General features: G+C 30.9%; 22 protein-coding genes. 10 read left to right on the top strand and 12 right to left on the bottom strand.

Going from position 1 to position 26,667, the window contains the following annotated elements; translation table 11 throughout:
- The gene (gene tpx / locus ATE90_RS06880; protein WP_036785873.1) at positions 1 to 498 is read right to left on the bottom strand and encodes a thiol peroxidase; all 498 of its coding nucleotides are present in this window, start codon (positions 496 to 498) and stop codon (positions 1 to 3) included.
- A gap of 188 nt (positions 499 to 686) precedes the next feature.
- Between tpx and ATE90_RS06875 the strand changes: the two genes are divergently transcribed.
- Together ATE90_RS06875 and ATE90_RS06870 are read left to right on the top strand one after the other, a co-directional pair.
- On the top strand, positions 687 to 2,018 hold the full coding sequence (locus ATE90_RS06875) for an MATE family efflux transporter (protein WP_081958209.1): 1,332 nt from the start codon (positions 687 to 689) through the stop codon (positions 2,016 to 2,018).
- Positions 2,019 to 2,123: 105 nt separating this feature from the next.
- Positions 2,124 to 2,348, top strand: a complete 225-nt coding sequence (locus ATE90_RS06870) for a hypothetical protein (RefSeq protein WP_036785879.1) — start codon at positions 2,124 to 2,126, stop codon at positions 2,346 to 2,348.
- A gap of 89 nt (positions 2,349 to 2,437) precedes the next feature.
- On the opposite strand, the gene ATE90_RS06865 is transcribed toward ATE90_RS06870, so the two are convergent.
- The 5 genes from ATE90_RS06865 to rlmH all read right to left on the bottom strand — a co-directional run bounded on the left by ATE90_RS06865 (position 2,438) and on the right by rlmH (position 6,616).
- Entirely contained in the window at positions 2,438 to 3,493 is a 1,056-nt protein-coding gene (locus ATE90_RS06865) for a M28 family metallopeptidase (protein ID WP_036785880.1), read from the bottom strand.
- A gap of 70 nt (positions 3,494 to 3,563) precedes the next feature.
- The gene (locus tag ATE90_RS06860) at positions 3,564 to 4,361 is read right to left on the bottom strand and encodes an ABC transporter ATP-binding protein (RefSeq protein WP_036785884.1); all 798 of its coding nucleotides are present in this window, start codon (positions 4,359 to 4,361) and stop codon (positions 3,564 to 3,566) included.
- 47 nt (positions 4,362 to 4,408) lie between these two features.
- Positions 4,409 to 5,437 (bottom strand): FecCD family ABC transporter permease, encoded by a 1,029-nt coding sequence (locus ATE90_RS06855; RefSeq protein ID WP_036785888.1) that lies wholly within the window; start codon positions 5,435 to 5,437, stop codon positions 4,409 to 4,411.
- A 67-nt stretch (positions 5,438 to 5,504) separates the two neighbouring features.
- Entirely contained in the window at positions 5,505 to 6,086 is a 582-nt protein-coding gene (locus ATE90_RS06850; protein ID WP_036785891.1) for a non-canonical purine NTP diphosphatase, read from the bottom strand.
- 56 nt (positions 6,087 to 6,142) lie between these two features.
- A complete protein-coding gene (gene rlmH / locus ATE90_RS06845; RefSeq protein ID WP_036785895.1) occupies positions 6,143 to 6,616 on the bottom strand; it encodes a 23S rRNA (pseudouridine(1915)-N(3))-methyltransferase RlmH in 474 nt (157 codons plus the stop codon).
- A 63-nt stretch (positions 6,617 to 6,679) separates the two neighbouring features.
- Here rlmH and nadC point away from each other — a divergent pair, with 63 nt between their 5' ends.
- From nadC to ATE90_RS06805, 8 genes are all read left to right on the top strand, one after another.
- Positions 6,680 to 7,537, top strand: coding sequence for a carboxylating nicotinate-nucleotide diphosphorylase (gene nadC / locus ATE90_RS06840; protein WP_101451116.1), 858 nt, complete (start codon positions 6,680 to 6,682; stop codon positions 7,535 to 7,537).
- A gap of 22 nt (positions 7,538 to 7,559) precedes the next feature.
- Positions 7,560 to 8,132 (top strand): pentapeptide repeat-containing protein, encoded by a 573-nt coding sequence (locus ATE90_RS06835; protein ID WP_036785901.1) that lies wholly within the window; start codon positions 7,560 to 7,562, stop codon positions 8,130 to 8,132.
- Positions 8,129 to 8,614, top strand: coding sequence for a hypothetical protein (locus ATE90_RS06830; RefSeq protein ID WP_036785905.1), 486 nt, complete (start codon positions 8,129 to 8,131; stop codon positions 8,612 to 8,614). The genes ATE90_RS06835 and ATE90_RS06830 overlap by 4 nt, the downstream gene beginning before the upstream one ends.
- A 17-nt stretch (positions 8,615 to 8,631) precedes the next feature.
- Positions 8,632 to 9,579, top strand: a complete 948-nt coding sequence (locus tag ATE90_RS06825; RefSeq protein WP_036785908.1) for a YihY/virulence factor BrkB family protein — start codon at positions 8,632 to 8,634, stop codon at positions 9,577 to 9,579.
- A 200-nt stretch (positions 9,580 to 9,779) separates the two neighbouring features.
- On the top strand, positions 9,780 to 11,147 hold the full coding sequence (gene hisS / locus ATE90_RS06820; RefSeq protein WP_036785911.1) for a histidine--tRNA ligase: 1,368 nt from the start codon (positions 9,780 to 9,782) through the stop codon (positions 11,145 to 11,147).
- An 87-nt stretch (positions 11,148 to 11,234) separates the two neighbouring features.
- Positions 11,235 to 11,924 (top strand): GTP cyclohydrolase I FolE, encoded by a 690-nt coding sequence (gene folE, locus ATE90_RS06815; protein WP_036785915.1) that lies wholly within the window; start codon positions 11,235 to 11,237, stop codon positions 11,922 to 11,924.
- Positions 11,925 to 12,076: 152 nt separating this feature from the next.
- Positions 12,077 to 15,124, top strand: a complete 3,048-nt coding sequence (locus ATE90_RS06810; protein WP_101451114.1) for a T9SS type A sorting domain-containing protein — start codon at positions 12,077 to 12,079, stop codon at positions 15,122 to 15,124.
- Between the two features lie 66 nt (positions 15,125 to 15,190).
- Positions 15,191 to 19,945 (top strand): glycosyl hydrolase, encoded by a 4,755-nt coding sequence (locus tag ATE90_RS06805; protein ID WP_036785920.1) that lies wholly within the window; start codon positions 15,191 to 15,193, stop codon positions 19,943 to 19,945.
- Between the two features lie 62 nt (positions 19,946 to 20,007).
- On the opposite strand, the gene ATE90_RS06800 is transcribed toward ATE90_RS06805, so the two are convergent.
- The 6 genes from ATE90_RS06800 to hutI form a co-directional block, all read right to left on the bottom strand.
- Positions 20,008 to 20,223, bottom strand: coding sequence for a hypothetical protein (locus ATE90_RS06800; RefSeq protein ID WP_101451112.1), 216 nt, complete (start codon positions 20,221 to 20,223; stop codon positions 20,008 to 20,010).
- Between the two features lie 118 nt (positions 20,224 to 20,341).
- The gene (secA, locus tag ATE90_RS06795) at positions 20,342 to 23,680 is read right to left on the bottom strand and encodes a preprotein translocase subunit SecA (RefSeq protein ID WP_101451110.1); all 3,339 of its coding nucleotides are present in this window, start codon (positions 23,678 to 23,680) and stop codon (positions 20,342 to 20,344) included.
- Positions 23,681 to 23,828: 148 nt separating this feature from the next.
- Positions 23,829 to 24,050 carry a DUF2795 domain-containing protein gene (locus ATE90_RS06790; protein WP_036785931.1) on the bottom strand — a complete coding sequence of 74 codons (222 nt, stop codon included), beginning with the start codon at positions 24,048 to 24,050 and terminating at the stop codon, positions 23,829 to 23,831.
- A gap of 167 nt (positions 24,051 to 24,217) precedes the next feature.
- The gene (locus ATE90_RS06785) at positions 24,218 to 24,793 is read right to left on the bottom strand and encodes a cob(I)yrinic acid a,c-diamide adenosyltransferase (protein WP_036785935.1); all 576 of its coding nucleotides are present in this window, start codon (positions 24,791 to 24,793) and stop codon (positions 24,218 to 24,220) included.
- Positions 24,794 to 24,850: 57 nt separating this feature from the next.
- Positions 24,851 to 25,345 (bottom strand): hypothetical protein, encoded by a 495-nt coding sequence (locus ATE90_RS06780; protein WP_036785938.1) that lies wholly within the window; start codon positions 25,343 to 25,345, stop codon positions 24,851 to 24,853.
- Positions 25,345 to 26,580, bottom strand: a complete 1,236-nt coding sequence (gene hutI / locus ATE90_RS06775) for an imidazolonepropionase (RefSeq protein ID WP_101451108.1) — start codon at positions 26,578 to 26,580, stop codon at positions 25,345 to 25,347. Before hutI ends, ATE90_RS06780 begins: the two co-directional genes overlap by 1 nt.
- Positions 26,581 to 26,667: the final 87 nt, after the last annotated feature.

Genomic DNA, 26,667 nt, shown 5'->3' with positions numbered 1-26,667 from the left:
TTAGAGAGCTTTTAAGGCAGCATCGTAATTAGGTTCATCTACAATTTCAGAAACTTGTTCGGTATAAACTACATTTCCATTTTCATCAATGATAACAATTGCTCTAGAGTGCAAGTGGGTTAGTGGACCATTTATAATTTCTAATTGATAATCTTTACCAAATTTACCAGTAGCAAAATCAGAGAGCATTAACACATTTTCTATCCCTTCAGCCCCACAAAAACGAGCCTGTGCAAACGGTAAATCTCTTGAAATACACAATACAACTGTATTTTCTAATTCTGCTGATTTTTTATTAAATTCTCTGACGGACGTCGCACAAGTTCCGGTATCTATACTTGGAAAAATATTTAAAATAATTTTCTTTCCTTTAAAATCTGACAAACTTTTTTCTGATAAATCTAAAGTTGTTAGTTTGAAATTGGGAGCTTTATTTCCAGTTTTTGGTAAATTACCTAATGTATTTATCGAATTTCCTTTTAATGTAATATTTGCCATTTTTTGTTTTTTTGTAAATCAAAAGTAATTAATTTTATGATAAAAAGGTAAGAAAAATTGATAAGTTCTAAAGTTATGCTTCATCCTGTAATATGTATCTTCGCAATTTAAAAAACTAAATTTAATTAGTGAACATTACGCAATATACATCAGAATTTAAATATAATTGGAAACTTGCAGCCCCTGTTATGTTAGGTATGTTAGGTCATACTTTTGTATCTTTTGTTGATAATATTATGGTTGGTCAAATCGGAACTGCAGAATTGGCAGCAGTTTCTTTAGGAAACAGTTTTATGTTTATCGCCATGTCAATAGGTATTGGGTTTTCTACAGCCATTACACCTTTAATAGCAGAAGCAGATTCTTCAGATAATTTACAACAAGCAAGGTCTGCATACAAACATGGGTTATTTTTATGCACAGTATTAGGAATTGCTTTGTTTTTAGGAGTCTATTTTTCGAAACCAATAATGTACCTAATGAAACAACCAAAAGAAGTTGTGGAATTGGCAATTCCGTATTTAGATTTGGTCGCTTTTTCCTTAATTCCTTTAGTTATTTTTCAAGCAATAAAACAATTTAGTGATGGTATGTCTATGACTAAATATCCAATGTATGCAACATTACTTGCTAATATTGTGAATATTGTTTTCAATTATATTCTCATCTTTGGAAAATTTGGATTTCCTGAAATGGGTATTGTTGGGGCAGCTTATGGTACGTTAGCTTCAAGAATTATAATGGTTATCTATTTATGGCTATTATTACGATACAAAAAGCGTTCAGCACAAATTGTAAAAAATATAAAATTCTTTATTTTAGATATTTTAATGATAAAAAGAATCATCAATTTAGGTTCTTTAAGTGCGATGCAAATGTTTTTTGAAGTTGCTATTTTTACAGCTGCAATTTGGTTGAGTGGTCTTTTGGGTAAAAATCCGCAAGCAGCAAATCAAATTGCATTAAATTTATCTTCCATGACATTCATGGTAGCTATGGGGTTAAGCGTAGCTTCTATGATAAGGGTAGGTAACCAAAAAGGATTACAAAATTATAAAGAATTACGAAGAATAGCATTTTCAATATTTTTGTTAGGAATTATTTTAGCAGTTGTTTTCGCCATTCTATTTTTTGTTTTCCATAAAATTATGCCAACGATTTATGTTGATTTGAATGACAAAACTAATTATGTGGATAATATGGAAGTAGTTTCTATTGCTTCAAAATTACTCCTTGCTGCTGCATTCTTTCAAATTTCGGATAGCATTCAAGTATTGGTTTTAGGAGCTTTACGCGGTTTACAAGATGTTAAAATCCCCACTATTCTTACTTTTATTTCTTATTGGGTGGTAGGTTTTCCTGTTTCATATTTCTTAGGGAAAGAGGAAATGTATGGTAGTTTTGGCATTTGGTTAGGTTTGTTAGCAGGCTTAACAACAGCATCAATTTTATTATTTATCAGATTTAATAAGTTAACTTTAAAATTGATAAAAGAGAAAGAAAAATTAATATTAGAATAAACGTCAAACTTAAAATAAGTTTGAGAAACAATTAAGAGCTCATATTTTTAAAATGAGATTCTTTTGTCATTCTTCAATTAGAATGTCAAATAAAAAATAAACAAAATGGATTTACCTAAATTTTTATTAGCTGATAACAGCAAATTCCCAGAAGATATTTTTGTGTTGCATACAGAATTTCCACGTTTTATAATTAATTTAAAAGACGATTCAGTTGAGTGGTTTGAAGACTTAACTGGGGAAAGTGAAGAAGATATCGCAACAGAATTAGCTGGTTTAATGGATAAAGCAGGCGAGTTTTACGACGATGAGATGAAAGAGTATAATTAAGTCATCCGGCTTTAATAATGTTGTATTTTTCATTCTATTAACTAAGCAATTAAATTGCTTAGTTAATAGATATCTATTTTAGATATTTTTTATTTACTAGTTTCTTCTTTTTTAACTTCTACTTTATCTGCAGTAATCCTTGTTTCTCTGTTAGCAACTTCCCAAGCTGTATGAAAAACCAAGCGGGTTCTGTTTTCTAACAATTCGTAGTTAATTTTGTCCGGAGTATCACTTGGTCTGTGATAATCAGCATGTGTGCCGTTAAAATAGAAAATAATTGGAATGTTGTGTTTTGCAAAGTTATAATGATCTGATCTGTAGTAAAACCGATTAGGATCATTTTCATCATTATATTTATAATCTATATTAATGTTGGTGTATTTTTTATTTATTTCTTCAGATAAAGTATGTAATTCTGTACTTAACTTATCAGAACCTATTAAATACACATAATTTGGGTCTTCTTTATGTCTATCATCAATTCTTCCAACCATATCAATATTTAAATCACAAACAGTATTTGCTAAAGGGTACAAAGGGTTTTCAGTATAATATTTAGAACCTAACAATCCTTTTTCTTCACCTGTAACATGTAAAAATAAAACTGAACGTTTTGGACCTTTTCCTGCTTTAGCGGCCATTTGAAAAGCTTCAGCAATTTCTAAAATAGCAACAGTTCCTGAACCATCATCATCTGCACCATTATAAATTTCTCCATTTTTTATTCCTTCATGATCTAAATGCGCAGAGATAACCACAATTTCATCTGGTTTTTCTCTACCTTTAATAAAAGCAACAACGTTCTCAGAATCTTTTAAAGGTGTTTTTATTATACGTTTGTTTAAAAAATCTGCAGGTACTCCCTGAAAATAATCATCACTACCTATGGCGGGAGCAATTCCTTGTTTTACATAAAAGTTTTTTAAATATTCTACTGCTTTCTTTTGGCCAAGTTCACCTGTATTTCTTCCTTCAAATTCATCTGAAGCATAAATAAACAAATGCGTTCCTAAATCTTTTGCAGTAATTGAAGCAGCATATTTTAAAGCTTGATCTACATTTGAAGCTTCGCTATTTGAAGCATCTTTACCAGAACCACAAGCTATAAATACGAATATACTAGCTATAAAAAATATTTTTTTCATCGATTAAAAAATTATTTAAATTAATTTAATGTTATACCAAAAGTACTAAAAAGTTGAAGGTTACTCAAAATTACTTTTTGTTTATGATAAACTGCTTTAAATTCCTGTTAAAATTAATAATTTCACTAGGAAATAAGTTGTCGAAAGAATTGTTATTTATTAATTCGTTTGGAGTTCCTGTGTAAATTTTAGCGTCTGTGAATAAAATGATTTCATCTGCAAATTTTATTGATAAATTTACTTCATGAGAAGACATAATAATGGTCTTTGAAGTTTTTTCTGTCAATTTTTTTAACAAAGAAAAAATTTTAATGGTATGATGTAAATCTAAATGCGCCGTTGGTTCATCCAAAATAATAATTTCAGTGTCTTGTGCCAAAGCTCTTGCAATTAAAACTCTTTGCAGTTGACCATCACTTAATTCGTAAAAACGTTTGTGTTTTAAATGATGAATTTCTGTTTCATCAAGAGCCCAATTTACTTTTTCTAAATCAATATCGGATAATTTATCAATCCAATTTGTATAAGGCTGCCTGCCAAGAGCAACGAGTTCAAACACGGTTAATTGACTTTCGGGAAGCCTTTCAGTTAAAACCATGCTCAAAGCGGTTGCTAGTTCTTGATGCGCATATGTTTCTAAGTTCTTATTATTGATAAAAACATTACCGTTTAAAGGTTTTTGAACTTTGGCAATGGTTCTTAATAAAGTAGATTTTCCAATTCCATTTTTACCTAAAACTGTAACTAATTTTCCTTTTTCAATGGATAAATCAATATCAGAAGCTACAATATGATGTGCTTTCTTAGTTCGATAACCAATGGATAGGTTTTCAGTTGTAAGTATTTTATTTTTAGATTGGGTTTTCACGAATTAACTATTATAATATTCAATCATTTTTTAAATTAAATATTTCTTTAAACAAATATTGTCTTTTTTCTGATTAATAACCAAATAACAATAGGAGCGCCAAATAAGGACGTAATTGCATTTATAGGAAGCGTAAATTCGCTTGTTGGTAATTGTGCAATTGAATCGCAAATTAATAAAACGATTGCTCCAATAATAGCTGTTGATGGAATTAATATTTTATGGTTTGAGCTTGAAAACAACATTCTTGCGATGTGTGGTACGGCTAAACCAACAAATGCAATAGGGCCTGAAAAAGCAGTAATAACTCCTGTTAATAAACTGGTTATGAGTAAAATAATATTTCTGCTTTTTTTTATATTAATACCTAAACTCATTGCATAATTTTCACCTAGTAAAAAACTATTTAAAGGCTTAATAACAGTGATTGCTCCTATAATTCCTACAAAATAAATGAGACTAAAAACAAGTAACTCATTCCAAGTTAAGTTGCCTAAACTACCAAAACTCCAAAATAAATATTGCTGAATTTGATTAGCTTCAGAAAAATAGGCTAAAACACTAATAACAGCTGATGTTAAACTACCAAACATTAATCCAATAATTAAAATTGACATGGTATTTCTAACTTTATTTGCAGCAATAATTACAGCTGATAATACTAAAAACGCACCTAAACTTGCCGCAATTGGTAAAGACCAATTGGAAATTGAAGAGGATAATAAAAAGCCTCCAAAAACAGATGAACCTAAAATTAAAATGGCAACTCCTAAACTTGCACCAGAAGAAATACCTAAAACAAATGGTCCTGCCAAAGGGTTTCTAAAGAGCGTTTGCATTAACAAACCACAAATAGACAAACCAGAACCAACTAAAATTGCTGTAATTGCCTTCGGTAACCTAAAATTTAGAATGATAGTTTCCCAACTTTCTTTGGGTGGCGTTCCACCAATTAAAGTAGTAAAGATTTCGCTAAAAGGAATTGAAACAGAACCCAAACTAATATTCACAAAAAACAAAATTATCAGCAAAAGTGAGAGGAAAATAAAGTGTTTTGTATAGCTTATTTGTTTCATTTATGATTATCAGGTTAAGAATGTTTGAAACCTTTATTATGTTTATGATGAGTTTAAAAAGATAAACTTATGAATAATTTTTATCCAAAAAAGACACTAACTTTTGCATTGCAATTCCTCTATGAGAAATCTTATTTTTTTCTTGTGATGTCATTTCTGCAAAAGATCTATTAAAACCTTCAGGTTTAAAGATTGGATCGTAGCCAAAACCTTTTTTCCCTTGTTTTTCTTTTAAAATTTCTCCTTTACAAACCCCTTCAAAAAGGAACTTTTTTCCGTCTAAATTTAAGCAAATTGATGTTCTAAATTGTGCTTTTCTGTTTTCTAGGTCTTTTAAAACTGATAATAATTTTTCCATATTATTTTCAGAATTGCTAGGTTTTCCTGCAAATCTGGCTGAATAAACTCCAGGTTTACCATTTAAACTTTCTACCTCTAAACCTGTGTCATCAGCAAAACAATTGTATCCGAATTTCTGAGTGATATAAGCTGCTTTTAATTTTGCATTTCCCTCTAAAGTAGATTCAGTTTCTTCAATTTCATCAAAACAATTAATGTCTTTTAAAGAAAGCAATTCGATTGTATTAGAAAGCATTTTTTGAACTTCGGCAACTTTATTCGGATTATTGGTAGCAAAAACTAATTTCATTTAGCGAAAATAATCATTTTTCTAATCAGAATGGCATAATATTTAAATCAGCTCTTTTATTCATGATGATAAGGTTCATTACGTAAAATTGAAAATCCTCTGTACAATTGTTCAACAATAAAAAGACGAATCATTTGGTGAGAAAAAGTCATTTTGGATAATGATATTTTTCCAGTTGACTTTTTATAAACGGCTTCAGAGAATCCATATGGTCCGCCAATTACCAAAACTAATTGTTTGATACCAGCATTCATTTTCTTTTGTAAATATTTAGAAAACTCAACAGAGGTATAGTGTTTTCCTTTATCATCTAGTAAAACTAAGCAATCTGTGTTTTGTAGTTTAGCTAAAATCAATTCCCCCTCTTTTTCTTTTTGTTGATGCTCACTTAAGTTCTTCACATTTTTAATATCTGGAATGATCTCTAACTCAAACTTTATATAATGTTTTAGTCGGTTTTGATATTCATCAATTAACTGAATTAAATTTTTATTATCAGTTTTACCAATGGCGAGTAATTTAATTTTCATATCGTAAAATTACGAATTATGAATTATGAATTACTATTTTTACACTAGAATAAAGTTTACGAAATGATATCAAAAGAACAATTTGAAAAAGAGTTAAAAATCATTATTGCAAATGCAATTAGAGAAGATATTGGAGATGGAGATCACACATCTCTTTCATGCATTCCTGCTGATGCTATAGGAAAAGCAAAATTGTTGGTAAAAGACGAAGGAATTATTGCAGGTGTTGAATTTGCGAAACAAGTTTTTAATTATGTTGATGCAGACTTACATATAGAAACTTTTATAAATGATGGAGAAAAAGTAAAATATGGAGATATTGTTTTTCATGTTTCTGGAAAATCTCAATCAATTTTAATGGCAGAAAGATTGGTGTTAAATGCGATGCAAAGAATGAGCGCCATTGCTACAAAAACTGCTTCTTTTGCGGATTTATTAAAAGGAACAAAGACAAAAGTGCTAGATACAAGAAAAACTACCCCAGGTATTAGAGCTTTAGAAAAATGGGCTGTAAAAATTGGAGGAGGAGAGAATCACAGATTTGCATTGTATGATATGATAATGATTAAAGATAATCACATTGATTTTGCTGGTGGAATTACAGCTGCAATTACAAAAACAAAGAAATATTTAGCAGCTAAACAACTAGATATTAAGATAATTGTGGAAGCAAGAAGTTTACAAGAAATTAAAGAGATTCTTTCAAATGAAGGTGTTTATAGAATTTTAATTGATAACTTTAATTATGCAGATACTAGAAGAGCGGTTGCTTTAATTGGTAATACTTGTTTAACAGAATCTTCTGGCGGAATTAACGAGAACACAATTAGAAGGTATGCTGATTGTGGTGTCGACTTTATTTCATCCGGCTCATTAACGCATTCGGTCTATAATTTAGATTTAAGTCTAAAAGCTTTTTAGAGTTGTAAATGCATAAAATGATATGACTGATAATTATTTTGATAGCGAAGAATATTCAAAAATTGATTTTACTAAAACCAAAATCAAGAAAGGAGAATATGATAATTGTACATTTCTAAATTGTAATTTTGAGGGAATTCACGCTTCTAATATTCAGTTTGTAGAATGTGAATTTATAGATTGTAATTTTAGTAATACCATCGTTAAGGATACTGCTTTTAAGGATGTGAATTTTATCAATTGTAAGATGATTGGTCTAAAATTTAATGAAGTAAATTTGTTTTTATTGCAAATGTCATTCAAAGATTGTCAGTTAAATTTTTCATCTTTTTATCAATTAAAAATACCAAAAACAACATTCACTAATTGTAATTTGCAAGAGGTAGATTTTACAGAAACCATTGCAACGAGTTGTTTATTTGACAATACAGATTTAAAAGGCGCTATTTTTGAGGATACGAATTTAGAAAACTCAGATTTTAAAACAGCGTTTAATTTTAATATTAATCCAGAGAAGAATCATTTAAAACAGGCAAAGTTTAGCAGAGAAAATCTTTATGGATTGCTATCGGATTATAAAATTATTATTGAATGAAAAAGGTAGTTTTCTTTTCGTTATTATTAATTTTTTCATTTATTTCCTGTGATAAAATGGAAAAGAATATTCCTATTTACAGCCATTCATTGCAGACGGACAGCGTTGCAAAATTCACTTTAAATAGTGCTGAAAAAGAAGGGTTTATTATTTTTGAATACAGAAATCAAATAGATTCTCTCCTGAATTTAGATTTAAAATATAATTTAGAGGGAAATTTTTTGATATCAGATTTTGATACATTTTTAGCAACAGAAAAAGTATACAAGGCTAAAAGGTTAGCATTTCAACTATATCAAAATAAAGAAATTAAAGGCCATACTAGAACTTTGTTTTTTAATACTAAATATGGTCTTTTATCAAGTATAACTTTTGGTGGAGATTATCTTTTTTTGAAAGATTCTATTGCATTAAACACAAAAGAGTTAATTTTTAAAGAGTTATTTCTAAATTTGAATAAAATAAATATTAAGGATTTCTAATTTTTGAAAAGAAATTAATGACAAAAGAAATAGAAGACAAATTAGAAAAAGTACCCATTGTAAAAGTCTTTGTAAAATTTGGGAAGAAAATAAAAGTACCAGGTTTAGAAGGGATGTCTTTGTATGATGTTCTAGAGATGTATATTATTGGAATTGTTGAAGGTGCTTTAACCACAAGAGCAGGAGGTATTGCATTTAGTTTTTTTATGGCCATTTTTCCTTTTATGTTGTTCATACTAACCTTAATTCCATACATACCAATTGAAGGCTTTCAAGATGGATTATTTTCTTTTATTAAAGATATTTTACCACCTCAAACTTTCGAAGCTGTTAATTTTGTAATCGGCGATATAATTAATAATCAATATGGAGGCTTGTTATCTTTTGGTTTTATAGTGTCTATATTTTTAATGACAAATGGTGTCAATGCAATCTTTGGTGGATTTGAATATTCTTATCATGTAAAAGAAATACGAAATGTTTTTAGAACCTATTTTATCTCTTTAGGGGTTTCTTTATTGACATCACTTTTTTTAATAATTACAATTACTCTAGTCATTTTGTATCAAGTAGCATTGACTAAAATAGATGAAACAGGATGGTTACATACAGACGATTTGAACTTGTTTTATTATGGTAGAGGTATTTTGTTTTTAATCATGATTTTTACGATTGTTTCACTACTTTTTAGATATGGAACAAAGCAAGGGAAAGAAATTAAGTTTTTTTCTGCGGGAGCAATACTTACAACATTACTATCATTGTGCACTTTTTATTTATTTGGAATTTACGTAGTTAAATTCGCCCAATACAATCAATTATACGGATCTATTGGTACACTTTTAATATTGATGTTATTTGTTTGGTTAAATGCCATTATACTTTTGTTAGGGTTCGAATTAAATGCTTCTTTATATAGTTTAAGGCGCAGAAATAAAAAGGATACAACACTTAAAAATTTATAACTTTTTCACGATATTTGTCCGCGCAGCGAATTTTGGAATTTTACTTTAATGTAAAATTAGCTCGTTGTGTAGTTTGCCATTGCCTAATATAAATGATGAAGAGTCTTATTTCTCTTTAATAGAGTTATCAATAAAATGAGTTTTTGTTGAAGCTTACCAAAGGTGGGAATATAAAAAAGTAATAAAAGAAAATACTAAAAATGAAACCAAGCATCCCAAAAGGAACTAGAGATTTTTCGCCGACAGAGGTAGCCAATAGATCGTATATCATGAATACGATTAAAACCGCTTTTGAAGTATTCGGATTTCAACCGATTGAAACTCCTAGTTTTGAAAATTCATCAACTTTAATGGGTAAATATGGTGAGGAAGGTGATAGACTTATTTTTAAAATTTTAAATTCTGGGGATTTTTTAGCAAAGGCAGATAAGAAGTTGTTAGAAGAAAAAAATAGCTTAAAATTAACTTCTCAAATTTCTGAAAAAGCATTGCGTTACGACTTAACAGTTCCTTTTGCAAGGTATGTTGTGCAACACCAAAATGAAATTACATTTCCTTTTAAACGGTATCAAGTGCAACCCGTTTGGAGAGCAGATAGACCACAAAAAGGACGTTTTAGAGAGTTTTTTCAATGTGATGCAGATGTTGTTGGCAGTAAATCTTTATGGCAAGAAGTCGAATTTATTCAATTATACGATACCGTTTTCACCAAATTAGGTTTGGAAGGGACAACCATCAAAATGAATAATAGAAAAATACTTTCTGGTATTGCAGAAGTTATTGGCGCGCAAGATAAATTAATCGATTTTACCGTCGCTTTAGATAAGTTAGATAAAATCGGTAGAGAAGGAGTCGTTAAAGAATTGTTAGCAAAAGGAATAACAGAAGAAGCCATCGGAAAATTAACACCATTGTTTGATTTTTCTGGTTCTAATGTAGACAAGTTAGCTTCTTTAGAAAATATGTTACAAACATCAGTGGAAGGAAGTAGTGGAGTAGAAGAGTTACGTTTTGTAATTAACGCTATTGATGAATTAGGTTTAGAGTCTTCAACATTAGCAATAGATGTAACATTGGCAAGAGGTTTAAACTATTACACCGGAGCAATTTTTGAGGTCGCTGCTCCAGAAACGGTAAAAATGGGTTCTATTGGGGGTGGTGGAAGATATGATGATTTAACAGGTATCTTTGGTTTAAAAGATGTTTCTGGAGTAGGAATTTCTTTTGGATTGGATAGAATTTATTTGGTTTTAGAAGAATTAAGCTTGTTTAAGGAGGTTGCTTTACCAAAACCGAAAGTTATTTTTCTAAATTTTGATTCGGCTACAGATGCTGTTAAAATGAAAGCAATTAAAAGCTTGAGAGAACATGCTATAAAATCTGAGTTTTATCCTGATTTAGGTGAAAGTAATAAACAGCAAAAACGACAATGGAAGTACATAACTAATAGAGAAATTGAATTCGTAGTTTCTAAAGTAGAAAATGATGTTTTTACTTTAAAAAATATGAATTCAGCAAAGCAAATAAATTGCTCTTTATCCGAAATGATAAATATGTTGAAAGCATAAAAAATTATAGTTTGATAGTTATAATTTATTATTAAACTGAAATAATACGTTGTAAACGCTTAAATTTGCATCCTAATTAAGATTGAAATGTTTGAATTGAACAGCAAAATGAATGAAGAAAGAATTGAAGAAATAGGAGAGAACCATATAGGTACATCAGCCAAAACTCCATTGAGAGCAGACGCTTTTAATATTTCTGACGAAGAAAAAATAGAAAGAATTCAAGAAAGTGTAAAAGATATTTTAAACACTTTAGGAATGGATTTAACGGATGACAGTTTACAAGGAACTCCTAAAAGAGTAGCAAAAGCTTTTGTAAATGAAATTTTTATGGGATTAAACCCTAAAAATATGCCAAAGCCATCAACATTTGATAATAATTATAATTATGGGGAAATGTTGGTAGAGAAGAATATAGTGGTTTATTCTACTTGTGAGCATCATTTATTACCAATTATCGGTAGAGCTCATGTCGCTTACATTTCTGATGGAAAAGTAATTGGTCTTTCTAAGATGAATAGAATTGTAGAGTATTTTTCAAAAAGACCGCAGGTTCAAGAACGTTTAACAATGCAAGTCGTTCAAGCGATGCAAGAAGCTTTGGGAACTCAAGATGTTGCTTGTATTATAGATGCAAAACATTTGTGCGTAAATTCAAGAGGAATTAAGGACATAGAAAGTTCTACTGTAACGGCAGAATTTGGAGGTAAGTTTAAAGAAAAAAACAGGAAAAGAGAATTTTTAGATTATCTAAAAATGAATACTAATTTTGATTGATTTTTTCTAAAAAGTTATAAATTATTAAAACTGTATATATTTTATATACAGTTTTTTTCTTTTAAAAGAATTTGTTGTGTTTTTGTATAGTTGAAATCTTATGATTTTTTAGATATAAAAATTACTTTTACAACCTAATATAAACTAATATTATGTGTAGATTCTTCAAATACTTATTATTCACTTATGTACTAATTTTAAGTTTTTCATTATTTTCACAATCACCAACATCAAATGCATCTGCACCTCCAGATCGTGAAACTTTAGATGTTATTTCTATCTTTAGTGATTCCTATGATAATATAACTGGCGTAAATTATAATCCTTATTGGCAACAAAATGGTTTTAACATAGCAAATTCTGATTTTCAACCTACAGGTTCTGGAAATTCAGTTTTGGCTTATACAAACTTTAATTATCAAGGAATAGAATTTAATTCAGTTCAAGATTTAACTTCTATGGAATATTTACATGTAGATATTTGGACTGTAGGTGGACTAATTCCTAGCATAACAGTTATAAGTTCAGGAGCAGAGATTCCTCATACACTTTCAAATAAAGATGGTGAGTGGCAAAGTCTTGAAGTACCTGTTACTGGTATAACAGGCGATATTTCAAAAGCAATTCAATTAAAATTTACGGGTGGTAATGGAGTTACCACGGATATATATATTGATAATATATATTTTTATAAAAATGCAACGGAAGAAGGAAAAGATGCTACTTTAAGTGCTTTAGAAGTAAATGGAACTTCAGTTGCAGATTTTTCTCCTAATACTGAATCTTATTTGATGGCTTTGCCAGGAGGAACAACTCAGGTGCCCCAAATTACTATGGCAACAACAACAGATGCCTCAGCTTCAATAGTAGTTGCACAGGCATCTTCTATTCCTGATGAAGCTAATGTTATAGTAACATCAGAAGATGGTTCAACTACTAAAACGTATAATGTATCTTTCCATATTGGAGCACCAAACACAAATGCACCAACTCCACCAGATCGTGAAACTTTAGATGTCATTTCAATTTTTAGTGATTCTTATGAAAATATAACCGGTGCAAATTACAATCCATATTGGCAACAAAATGGTTTTAATACAGCAAATTCTAATTTTCAACCTTCAGGTTCTGGAAATGCAGTGCTTGCATACACTAACTTTAATTATCAAGGAATAGAATTTAATTCAGTTCAAGATTTAACTTCTATGGAGTTTTTACATCTAGATATTTGGACTGTAAATGGCGTAGCCCCAAGCATAACCGTTATTAGTTCAGGAGCAGAAATTCCTCATTCAATTCCAAATGGAGATGGGAAATGGCAAAGTATAGATATTCCAATAGCTGGTATTACTGGAAATATTACCAGAGCAATTCAATTAAAATTTACTGGAGGTAATGGTTTTACAACTGAAATTTATGTTGATAACATATATTTTTACAAAAGACCTACTTCTACAGGAAAGGATGCTACTCTTAGTGCGTTAAAAGTAAATGGAACTACAGTTACCGGATTTTCACCAAACTCCGAAGCATATTTAATGGCATTACCTGGAGGTACAATTCAAATACCTCAAGTTACTTTAGCAACAACTGCAGATACAGCAGCCTCTAGGGTAATTACACAAGCACCTTCTATTCCTGGTGATGCTTCAATTTTAGTAACATCGCAAGATGGTTCAACTACTAAAACTTATAAAGTTTCCTTTTTTATTGGAGCACCACATATTAATGCACCAACTCCACCTGCTCGTAATTCTTTAGATGTAATTTCAATCTTTAGTGATGCTTACAATAATATAACTGGTGCAAATTACAATCCAGATTGGCAACAAACAGGTTTTATTTCTGCAAATACTAATTTTCAACCTACTGGTTCAGGAAATGCTGTTTTGTCTTACACAAATTTTAATTATCAAGGAATAGAATTGAATTCGGTTCAAGATTTAACAGGTATGGAGTTTTTACACATAGATATATGGACTGTTAAAGAGGTACAACCAACTGTTGCAGTTTTAAGCTCCGGAACAGAAATTCTTCATACAATTGCAAATGGAGATGGTGAATGGCAAAGTATAGATATCCCAGTTGCGGGTATTACAGGTGATATTACAAGAGCTGTTCATTTAATGTTTAATGGAGGTGATGGTTCACCCAGTGCTATTTATGTAGATAATATATATTTTTATAAAAGCCCAACAGTAGCTGGAAAAGATGCAACTTTAAGGGAATTAAACGTAAATGGTAGTTCAGTTTCAGGATTTAAACCAAATTCAGAATCTTATTTGATGGCTTTACCCGGAGGAACAACGCAAGTACCTCAAATTACGTCGGCAGCAACAGCAGATGCTTCCGCTTCAAAAGTAATTTCACAAGCTTCTTCAATTCCTGGTGATGCAACTGTTATAGTAACATCGCAAGATGGTTCTGCTACAAAAACGTATAAAGTATCTTTTTATATTGGAGCACCAAATATAAATGCTCCAACCCCACCAGTTCGAAATGCTTTGGATGTAATTTCTGTTTTTAGTGATGCTTACAACAATATATCTGGTGCAAATTATAATCCAGATTGGCAACAAAGTGGTTTTAATTCCGCAAAAGCAGATTTTCAACCTACAGGCTCTGGAAATGCAGCACTAGCATACACAAATTTTAGTTATCAAGGTATAGAATTTAATTCTGTTCAAGATTTAACTTCTATGGAATTTTTACATTTAGATATATGGACTGTAAATGAAGTAATTCCGAGTATAGCTGTCCTAAGTTCTGGTACAGAAATTCCTCATAAAATACAAAATGGAGATGGTGAATGGCAAAGCATAGATATCCCTGTTGCAGGTATAACAGCCGATATTACAAAAGCCGTTCATTTAAAATTTATTGGAGGTAATGGTTTTTCAAATGATATTTATGTAGACAATATATATTTCTGGAAAGCAACATCACTTGGAACAGATGATGTTGAAATTTTAGACTTTAAAGCTTTTCCTAATCCTTCTCAGAATAGTTGGACAATAAAAACTGATATTGGGAATATTACATCTATTAAAGTATTTGACTTGCAAGGTAAAAATGTGTTTTCATCAATACCTAATAAAATTAAAGCTGTTATAGATGGATCTAATTTAAAAGGTGGACTTTATTTTGCTCAAATAAAAACATTATTTGGTGTTAAGCTCATTAAACTTATTAAAGAGTAGATTCCTAAATTAAACGTATAATACTAATTCTATTTCAAGAAAATTAAAAATAATAACATGACATTTATGAATAAAATAGCTAGAAAAACAGTCTTTATTTTCTTAATATTATTTTGTGCTTTTTCCTTTTTAGCGCAAACAACTCAGGTGGGTAGTGCTAGCTATACCAATTCACATCCAGGGGCAGATACCGCGGGTAGAAATGGTTTTCCATCAGGATCACCTCAATTAAGCGGAAATGCTATTGGTAAACCAGTTCCTACCAACGATTGGTGGTCTAAATTGGTTAAAGAAAATCATGCAGATAATTTATTTAATTATCCCATGACTATGAAAACTATTAATACGGGTTTAATTGTTACATACATCCCATTTGGTGTTATCGGAGATTCAGCTCCAATAGAGGTAGGTATTACAGGTTTAAATACCAGTAAAGCGACCGTTTCAGATTATTCAGATTGGACTGTCTCTATGAATTGGAAGGATTCAAACCATGAGTTAAAAGCTACTTCAGGAATTGGAATGCCTTTTATATATTTTGAAAAAGATGCGGATGATATCGTAGAAATTAAAGTGAATTCAGGATCAGCTAGTATTTCAAATGAAATTTTAATTATAGAAAATGCAACAAGTGGTGCAGATTTTGTTTTTTATGCGCCTTTTGGAAGCACTTGGTCACAATCCGGAAAAATTTATACTTCGATCTTAAATGGTAAAGATTATTGGTCTATGGCAATGTTACCGCAAAATACAAGTAATGTAACTGCTGTAGCTCAAGACTTAAAGAAATATGCATATGTATTTCCTTCAAATAGTTCAACCTCCTGGAGTTATGATGAAAATAATGCAAAAGTAACAACAACATTCTCCGTAGATACAGATATAAAAGAAGGCACGAATTCTAATATGCTGCTAGGGTTATTGCCTCATCAATGGTATAATTTAAGTTCTAATTCACCAACACCTAATACATATGTATATAGTTCTGTTCGAGGAACGTTAAACATGCTAGATAGTAATACTTTTACTGTAGAAAATACCTATAAAGGTATTTTACCTACAATTCCTTATTTAGCAAATTATAGTGATGGATTTAGTCCATCTGATTTAGATGCTAAAATTTCCCAAATAGAGAATGATGGTTTAGCAACTTGGACAGATTCTTATAATGAAGGACAGGTGATGAATCGATTAATTCAAACTGCAAGAATTGCAGATCAAACAGGCGATATTGCGGCAAGAGATAAAATGATTGCAACCGTTAAAGAACGTTTGGAAGATTGGTTAACTTATGAGTCAGGAGAAGTAGCTTTTTTATTTTATTATAATAGTACTTGGTCTGCAATGTTAGGCTATCCTGCAGGTCATGGTCAAGATAACAATATTAATGATCATCATTTTCACTGGGGATATTTTATTCATGCTGCCGCTTTTATGGAACAATTTGAACCCGGATGGTCTGCAAAATGGGGAGATATGATTAATGTTTTAATTAGGGATGCAGCTTCAATCGATAGAAATGATATTCAATTTCCATTTTTAAGAAATTTTAGTCCTTATGCAGGTCATAGTTGGGCAAATGGATTTGCAACTTTTCCACAAGGAAATGATCAAGAATCTACTTCAGAAAGTATGCAGTTTGCCTCTTCATTAATCCATTGGGGAACCATCACAGAAGATAATAGTATTAGAGATTTGGGAATTTATATTTATACAACAGAACAAACGGCTGTTGAGGAATATTGGTTTGATGTTTATGAGCGGAATTTTCAAGCAAATCAGCAATACAGTTTGGTTTCAAGAGTTTGGGGAAATTCTTATGATAATGGAACATTTTGGACGGCAGATATAGCTGCAGCTTATGGTATAGAAATGTATCCCATTCATGGAGGTTCTTTTTATTTAGGACACAATCAAGAATATTCTAAAAAGCTTTGGACAGAAATCGCATCAAATACAGGTGTTTTGAGTAAAGAGAATAATGATAATTTATGGCATGATACCTATTGGAAATATTTATCATTCACAAATCCTCAAGCCGCAGTTGATTTATATAATGCATATCCAGAAAGAAATTTAAAGTTTGGTATTTCTGATGCTCAAACGTATCATTGGTTGCACGGTGTTAATGCTATGGGTGTAGTAGATGCCTCAATTACGGCAAATTATCCTATTGCTTTGGTTTTTAATCAAAACGGAGAAAATACATATGTGGCACACAATTATTCAGATTCCGAAATTACTGTTTCATTTTCTGATGGTTTTCAATTGACGGTTCCCGCAAATCAAATGAGAACAAGTAGAGATGTTGATGCAAGTGGAGTTTTGTCCTCAGACTTCGACCAAGCTTTTCCTAACGGTAGTGTAAATTTATCTGTAACCACCTCTGGAAATGGTATTACTAAAGTAGCCTTTTATGACGGTAAAAATTTAATTGGAGAGGATACAGCTGCTCCTTTTGCTATAAAAGCTGCAGATTTAACATTGGGTGTTCACGGTTTTTATGCTAAAATTTATGTTGATAATCAGTTTAATGTCTCAAATATTATAAACGTTCAAGTGGGTGAGCAGATTCCTTATTCAGGAAGTGCTATTTCAATTCCAGGTACTATTGAAGCTGGTTTTTACGATAAATTTGAAGGAGGAATAGGACAAAACATATCATATATAGATAACTCTATTGGAAATAATGGAGATTTTAGAACTGGAGAAAATGTGGATGCTATTTCCGTAAATGGAGAAGGCGCAACAGTCGGTTGGACTGGTGCTGGTGAATGGATGGAGTACACGGTTAATGTTGAAACAGCAGGTCTTTATGACCTAAGTTATAGAGCTGCCTCTGGTAATTCTAATGGAGGAGGCCCATTCTATTTTGAAATAGAAGGAAAGAAAGTAAGTCCAAGTATTTCAGTTCCAAATTCTAACGACTGGGAAAATTGGACAACAAATAGTGCTTCTAATATTGCATTAACAAAAGGTGAGCATGTGCTACGCTTATTTATTGAAAGTGGAGAATTTAATTTAGGTAAAATGACTTTTAGCTATAAAGAATCATTACCATTCGTACCTCCAGTTGCTGATGCAGGCACAAATGTTTCTGTAATATTGCCAAATTCAACGGGAGTTTTAGATGGTTCCTCAAGTTATGACCCAGAAGGTGAAACTATCATCTATCAATGGGAACAGATTTACGGCCCCTCAATTATAAATTTTGATAATACCACAATTGCATCACCAAATATTTCTAATTTAGAAAATGGCGTGTATAAGTTAAAATTAACTGTTAGTAATGGTACTTACAACGATTTTGATGAGGTTTTAATTCTTGTTTCTGCAGAAGGGAATCTAAGCCCTTCAATTTCGATAACTTCACCAAGCAATGAATCTTCTTTTAAAGAAGGGGAGGATATCAATATAACAACAATTGCTACCGATTTAGATGGCAGTATTATAATAGTAGAGTTTTTTGATGGCTCTCAAAAAATAGGAGAAGATACAACTGCTCCTTTTAGTTTAGTTTGGCCTATCGCCGCTATTGGAAATCATGAAATTACTGCGGTAGCCACTGATAATATGGCTGCTAAAACAACATCTGCAGCAGTAAATATTACCGTTTCTGAAGAAAAATTATGCTCTGAAACTTCTACTGAAGCGCAGCAGGGAAGTTTTTCACAAGGGTATGAGGTGACTTTTGAGACTGTGGGTTCCAGCGTAACAATTACATTTAAATTGTTAGATAATAACAAAGCGGGGGTTATTGCGTATTTATGGAAGCAATCTCCTTTCTCTGAAACTCAATTAGCAGAGGTTGGTGATTTAACTTTTTCTAAGACCATTAGTGGTTTTACAACAGGAGAAACATTAAGTTATGCTTGTAAATTTGCTTATGCAGGAGGTTTAGCCGCTACAAAATATTTTAATTATGTAGTAGGAGATAATTGTTCAGGCAGTGCCTCTGATGTAACGGCTCCAGAAAATTTTACAGCTTCTCTTGGAAACATAACTGCTAATAGTGTTGAATTATTATTAAAGGCTTCAGACGGTTCAGGTAAGGTAATTTATGATATTTCTTACGGCAGTTCCTCAGAATCAATAAGCGGAGATTCAGGGGTTCAAAAAGCTTATATTGTAAATAGTTTGACGCCAGAAACATTGTATTCTTTCGCTATTTCGGCAAAAGATTTGTCTGGGAACATCGCTTTAAATAATCCATTAAACTTGCAAGCAACAACCCTGGGGAGTTCTAATTCTCAATGTATTGGAACTGATAGTGATGCAACTCAGGGGTCTTTTTCAATAGGCTATAATTATGAATTTGAAACCAATGGCACAGATGTTACAATTACATTTGAGTTATTAGATACAGATAAATCTGATGTTGGTGCTTATTTATGGGAAGAGTCACCATTTTCGGAAACTACCATGAATGCCGTTTCTGGAAAAAAGTTTTCCAAAACAATTACTGGTTTAACGAACGGACAAACTATTAGCTATGCTTGTAAATTTGCTTTTGCCGGGGGTCTAGCGGTAACTAAATATTTATCATATACGGTTGGAAATAATTGTGCTTTAAATGTTGAAAATAATAAGTGGACACAAGCTGTTCATTTATATCCTAATCCGGTTAAAAATGTGCTGCGTATTGTTTCACCAATTAAGACAATAATTAAAGTTGAAATTTATTCGGTAGTCGGAAAAAAGGTACTAGAGTTCAATAGAAATGCAGAAAAATTGAATATTGAAGAATTATCCAGCGGATTGTATTTGATAAAAATTTCATCTATTGAAGGAAGTTTTACAACAAAATTTATCAAAGAATAATCCTAGAAGTAAAATGTAAAGAACCGTTTATAATTAATTTTTAAACGGTTTTTTTATTGGTGTTAGTTTTTTTTATTTTTAAAATAATTCTTTACTTGAATTAAAAAGGTGGTTGGAGTCCCAATAATCATATTTTTGGTCATTACATATTTCTTCTGAAATAGTGTTTTCATAAAAAGATGAGCACTTGATAAAATGAGTAAAAAAGCAGTACCAAACCAGGTACCAAGAAAAATTGGAAGTATTTTCCCAAAAGGATTTAAAATAGGTTTATCCATCCTTGTTTTCTAAAATACAAAATCCGTTTAGAAAACTTCTAAACGGATTTATTACTTATTGTTAGTTCGAGACAATTTCTTTTTTAAAGAAACTTATTTCGAGAACTTTTAGCACTAATTATTTATTAACTAAAACAAATTCTCCTTTTTCTAATAAAGGGATAGCTTGTTTATATTTCACTTCTTTTTCTTCACCGCTCATTACATTTTTTATAGTAACACGTTCGTTTCTACCAATCTTTGGTTGTTCACGAACAACAGTTTCGACAGGTTCAGATTGTTGACGAGAATTTTGAATAGCTTGCTCAGTAGAGTTTTGAACATCTGCTTTACTCGTATTTAAACGTTCTCTTTTTTGCTGACGTGCCTCAGAAATTTGGTTGGTATCTTGAGAAGGTAATTCTCCTTTGAATAAGAAAGACAATACTTCTTTATTAATTTCATCTACTGTTTTCTTGAACAATTCAAATGCCTCAAACTTGTAGATTAATAAAGGATCTTTTTGCTCATAAGATGCATTCTGTACTGAATGTTTTAACTCATCCATTTTACGTAAATGATCTTTCCAATTTTCATCAATAATTGCTAACGTAATATTTTTTTCGAAATCTGTAATTAAGCTTTTTCCTTCACTTTCATAGGCTTCTTTTAAGTTCGTAACAACTTGTAAAGATTTAATTCCATCTGTGAAAGGAACTACAATTCTTTCATACCTATCTCCTTCATTCTCAAACACACCTTTAATAACAGGAAAAGCCAAAATAGCATTTCTTTCAATTTTACTTTTGTAATGTTTAGAAACTATTTCATATAATTGATCAGCCAATTCCTTCTCAGAAAGTTTCTCGAAGTCCTCTTCAGAAAAAGGCGAAGTCATTGAAGAAAACTTAATCAATTCAAACTCGAAATTCTGAAAATCTTTAACCGCTTTATTACTATTAATAATCGATTCACAAGTATCATAAATCATATTTGCAATATCCACTTGTAAACGTTTTCCATCCAACGCATTACGTCTTCTCTTATAAACAAACTCACGTTGAGCGTTCATAATATCGTCATATTCTAATAAACGTTTTCTGATTCCGAAGTTATTTTCCTCTACTTTCTTTTGTGCTCTTTCAATAGATTTAGTAATCATGGAATGCTGAATTACTTCACCTTCTTTTAAACCCATTCTATCCATCATTTTGGCAATTCTATCAGAACCAAATAAACGCATTAAATTGTCATCTAAAGCAACATAAAATTGTGTTGACCCAACATCACCTTGTCTACCTGCACGTCCTCTTAACTGTCTATCCACACGTCTAGAATCATGTCTTTCTGTACCGATAATAGCTAAACCACCAGATACTTTTACCTCTTCAGAAAGTTTAATATCTGTTCCACGTCCAGCCATATTTGTAGCAATAGTCACAATACCAGGTTTACCAGCTTCTGCAACAACATCAGCTTCACGCTTGTGTAATTTTGCATTTAAAATATTATGAGGAATTTTACGCATCTGTAACATTCTTCCCAATAGTTCTGATATTTCAACAGAAGTTGTTCCTACCAAAACTGGTCGTTTTTGCTCAACTAATTTTACAATATCTTCAATAACTGCATTGTATTTTTCACGAGCAGTTTTATAAACTAGATCTTCTTTATCATCCCTTTGAATCGGTTTGTTTGTAGGTATTTCCACTACATCTAATTTGTAGATTTCCCATAATTCACCAGCTTCCGTAATTGCTGTTCCTGTCATTCCAGACAGTTTTCTGTACATTCTAAAGTAATTCTGTAATGTTACCGTTGCAAAAGTTTGAGTAGCATCCTCAATTTTTACATTTTCTTTAGCTTCAATTGCTTGATGTAATCCATCTGAATAACGACGACCATCCATGATACGCCCAGTTTGTTCATCAACAATCATTACTTTATTTTCCATCACAACATATTCAACATCTTTCTCAAAAACAGTGTATGCTTTTAAGAGTTGATTCATTGTATGAATACGTTCACTTTTGATACTAAAATCTTTATATAATTCTTCTTTTTGAGAAACCTTTTCTTCAGAAGTAGTCTCTGCAGTATCAATTTCACCAATCTTTACACCAATATCTGGTAATACAAAGAAGTTGTCATTTTGAGTCTTTTTTGATAAGTGCGCTATTCCTTTATCCGTTAAATCAATTTGATTATTTTTTTCTTCAACAACAAACCATAAATCTTCATCAATTTCTGGCATCAACTTATTGTTGTCTGCCATGTAATAATTTTCTGTTTTCTGTAAAATTTGCTTAATCCCTTCTTGTGATAAAAATTTAATTAAGGCTTTATTTTTTGGCAAACCTCTGTAAACTCTTAACAATGAGAACCCACCATCTTTGGTGTTACCATCGGCAATTAATTTTTTAGCTTCTGCTAAAACACTAACTAGATGTTGTTTTTGTAAAGAAACTAAATCGGCCACTAGTGGTTTTAGATCATTAAATTCATGTCTATCTCCTTGTGGTACTGGGCCCGAAATAATTAACGGAGTTCTAGCATCATCAATTAAAACAGAATCTACTTCATCAATAATGGCATAATTTGGGGCTCTTTGCACTAAATCATCTTTAGAACTGGCCATATTATCACGTAAATAATCAAATCCAAATTCGTTATTTGTTCCGTAAGTAATATCTGCATTATACGCTTGTCTTCTTTCGTTAGAGTTGGGTTGGTAATAATCTACACAGTCTGTAGAAAGTCCGTGAAACTCAAAAATTGGTCCCATCCAAGCTTTATCCCGTTTTGCTAAATAATCGTTTACGGTAACTACGTGAACTCCATTTCCGGTTAAAGCATTTAAATAAACAGGTAAAGTTGAAACTAATGTTTTTCCCTCACCAGTCATCATTTCTGCAATTTTACCTTGATGTAAAACAGAGCCACCAATTAATTGAACATCATAATGAACCATATCCCAAGTAACAGGTTTACCAGCAGCATCCCATGAGTTTGCCCAAAAAGCTTTATCGTCTTCTAAAGTAATATGATCTCTTTCGCCAGATAATTCTCTATCAAAGGCAGTAGCAGTAACCTCTACTTCTTCATTTTCTACAAAACGTTTTGCAGTTTCTTTGATGACTGCAAAAGCTTCTGGCATAAGTTGTAATAAAGTTTCTTCAGAAATTTTGTAAGCTTCATCTTTTAAAGAATCAATTTCTGTATAAATATCTTCTTGTCTATCAATATTTGCATTTTTTGCTTCTTCTTCTAGCGTTTCAATTTTATCATCAAACTCTTTTGTAGCCTCCTTAATTTTATTTTTAAACTCTTGTGTTTTGGCTCTTAAACCATCATGAGATAATTGAGCAATTTCTGCTTCAAACTTTTTTACGTCTTCAACAACTGGTTGTAAAATTTTTAAATCTTTTTGTTGTTTATCTCCTACAAAAAGTTTGATTACCGAATTTAAAATACTCATTCTTTATATATTTTTATTAGCTACATTTTTAGCTATATTGTTTAGTTGTAAATCAAGACTTTAACGATCTTAAAAAAACCTGTTTTCTTGGCTAAAAGAAAACAAAAAAAAAGTCTCTTTAGAGACTTTTTATATTAGATTATTTTATTTAGTATTCATCCTCGTTCCAAAGATAATCATCTTCTGTAGGATAATCTGGCCAAATTTCAATAATTGAGTCATATGAATCACCTTCATCCTCTATATCTTGTAGATTTTCTACTACTTCTAAAGGAGCTCCAGTTCTAATAGCATAATCTATTAACTCATCTTTGGTTGCTGGCCAAGGTGCATCTGCTAAATACGATGCTAATTCTAATGTCCAATACATTTCTTAATATTTAATTTTGTGCAAAAATAATTTTTTTACGCAGTTATGCAAGTCTTTTTTAAGAAATATACTTTGAAGTTGTTGCTTTTTTTTATGAATACCTATAAATCAGTTATTTATAATTTAAATAAAAGTAAAGTTCACTTCAAAATCGATAAAAAAAGAACTTAACTATTTTTTTCAGGAATCCACTTGATTTCCTCTACTAGTAACTCTTTAGACAACATTCGTGCCAACACAAAAAGAAAGTCAGAAAGTCGGTTTAAGTATTTTATAATGTCATTTTGTATATTTTCTTGGTCATTTAATTCTACAGATAACCGTTCTGCTCTTCTGCAAACACATCTGGCAATGTGACAAAATGACACTGATTGATGGCCTCCAGGAAGGATAAAATGAGTCATTTGTGGAAGCAATGCATCCATTTTATCAATTTCATTTTCTAAAAACAAGATAGAATCACTATCAATTTTAGGAATATTCAATCGTTCTTTTCCTGATTTTAAAGTTTCTTTTTCAGGAGGAGTTGCCAACATAGCGCCTAAAGTGAATAAATCATTTTGAACTTTTAATAAAGATTCTTTAATATAACTATTGATTTCTTGGTCTTTTATCAAGCCAATGTAAGAATTTAATTCGTCTACAGTACCATAACTTTCAATACGTAAATTATATTTTTTAACTCTTGTTCCACCGAATAAAGCAGTAGTTCCTTTATCTCCAGTTTTTGTATATATTTTCATTTTATTTAATTGCTCGATATAAAGACCAAAGTTACAAAGTTTATCTTTTAGAAAGTGTTAAACTCTAATATTAAAATGTTCTTTAGCTTGTTCTTTTCTGAAAAAAATGATTCCGAAATAAAATAAATCAATAGTTACAATATCTTCTGTTTTTTTGATGATTTCTAACCACTTTAATTTTGTTTTTTTATCCTTATAAATTCCATGAACAACCACAAAATGTTTTGAGTTTAACTTTTTTAATTCATCTAATATTAACTCTTTTGAGAGTTTTATATATAGTAATTTGTATTTATTATTTAAGTTTTTATTTAAACTTACAAGGTCAAAATGGATGGTGCTAATATTAAAATAGTGTATAATTTTTGAAAGAATCCTTTCTTCTTTTTTTGTAAGTGATTTTAATGCTGGATATTTTTCAGGAATATTATTTATTATCTTTTTATGATACAATCCTTTTGTAACAAAATCAAAAACAAAAGGAGAATGCACTCCATGTTGATTTGTAGATTCTAAAAGAAATTTGAAGTAGGAGATCTTTCTGAAAAACATTATTTAAGATTTCCGTTAATATAGACTTCATTAATTAAATTAGAACCAAAACTGTAAGGTAAAAAACCATAAGAAGGAATTTCTTTTGTAATGATAAAATTAGCTAATTTTCCTTTTGTAATAGAACCTACAGTGTTCTCTAAGTTCATAGCAAAAGCTCCATTTATAGTAGCTGCATTTATGGCTTCTTCAGGTGTCATTTTCATCTTTATACAAGCGGTAGCAACCACAAAATTCATGTTTCCAGAAGGTGTAGATCCAGGGTTATAGTCAGTTGCAATAGCTAATGCTAAACCACTATCTATTATTTTCCTTGCTGGAGTATATGGAATGCCTAAGAAAAAAGAACAGGAGGGAAGTGCTACAGGCATGGTTTCAGAAGCTTTTAAACTTGCAATATCGTCATCATTTAAAACTTCTAAATGGTCCACAGAAAGCGCATTGTGTTTTGTTGAAACTTGAATTCCGCCAATAACATTAAACTGATTTACATGCACTTTCGGAATTAAGCCATGTTTTTTTCCAGCAGATAAAATTTTGTTTGTCTCATCCACAGAAAAATAGCCAACCTCGCAAAAAACATCTATAAAATCAGCTAAATTTTCTTCAACTATTTTAGGCATCATCTCTTCAATAATTAAATTGATGTAGCCTTCTTTGTTATTCTTAAATTCTGTTGGAACTGCATGAGCCCCTAAAAAAGTTGCTTTGATAGGAATGGCATAATTTTCTTTGAGTTTTCTGATAACTCGTAACATTTTTAATTCAGCTTCAACTGTTAATCCGTATCCTGATTTTATTTCTAAAGACCCAGTGCCTAAAGCAATTACATCTTCTAACCTTTTTGCAGATTGATTGTACAAATCTTCTTCTGAAGTTCTTTGTAATTTTTTGGCAGAGTTTAAAATTCCTCCACCATTATTGGCAATTTCCTCATAAGACAACCCGTTAATTCTATCTACAAATTCTTGCTCTCTATTGCCAGCAAATACGATATGGGTATGAGAATCGCACCAAGTTGGAAGTATCATTTTACCCTTACAATCTATCATATTGGCAACTGATCGGTTTGGTAATTGTTCCATCTTACCAAAATCTATGATTCTATCGTTTTCAATTAATAAAAAAGCATTTTTAATAGTAGGCAAACTATTCATAGCTTTACCGGATACTTTTTTTACACCAGTATCCCTAACCTGAATGAGTTCTTTTATATTTACAAAAAGTGTTTTCATAGAAAAGTAAAGATAATACATTATCTATGTGTAAATAAATAAAAAAACCGATGCAATTCGCAACGGTTTTAAAGTCTAAATATTTTT

This window comes from Polaribacter sp. Hel1_33_96 (genome assembly GCF_002846595.1).
Taxonomy (GTDB): Bacteria; Bacteroidota; Bacteroidia; order Flavobacteriales; family Flavobacteriaceae; genus Polaribacter.
The sequence above is the reverse complement of the archived record's forward strand: the minus strand, read 5'-3'. Positions and strand labels throughout refer to the sequence as shown.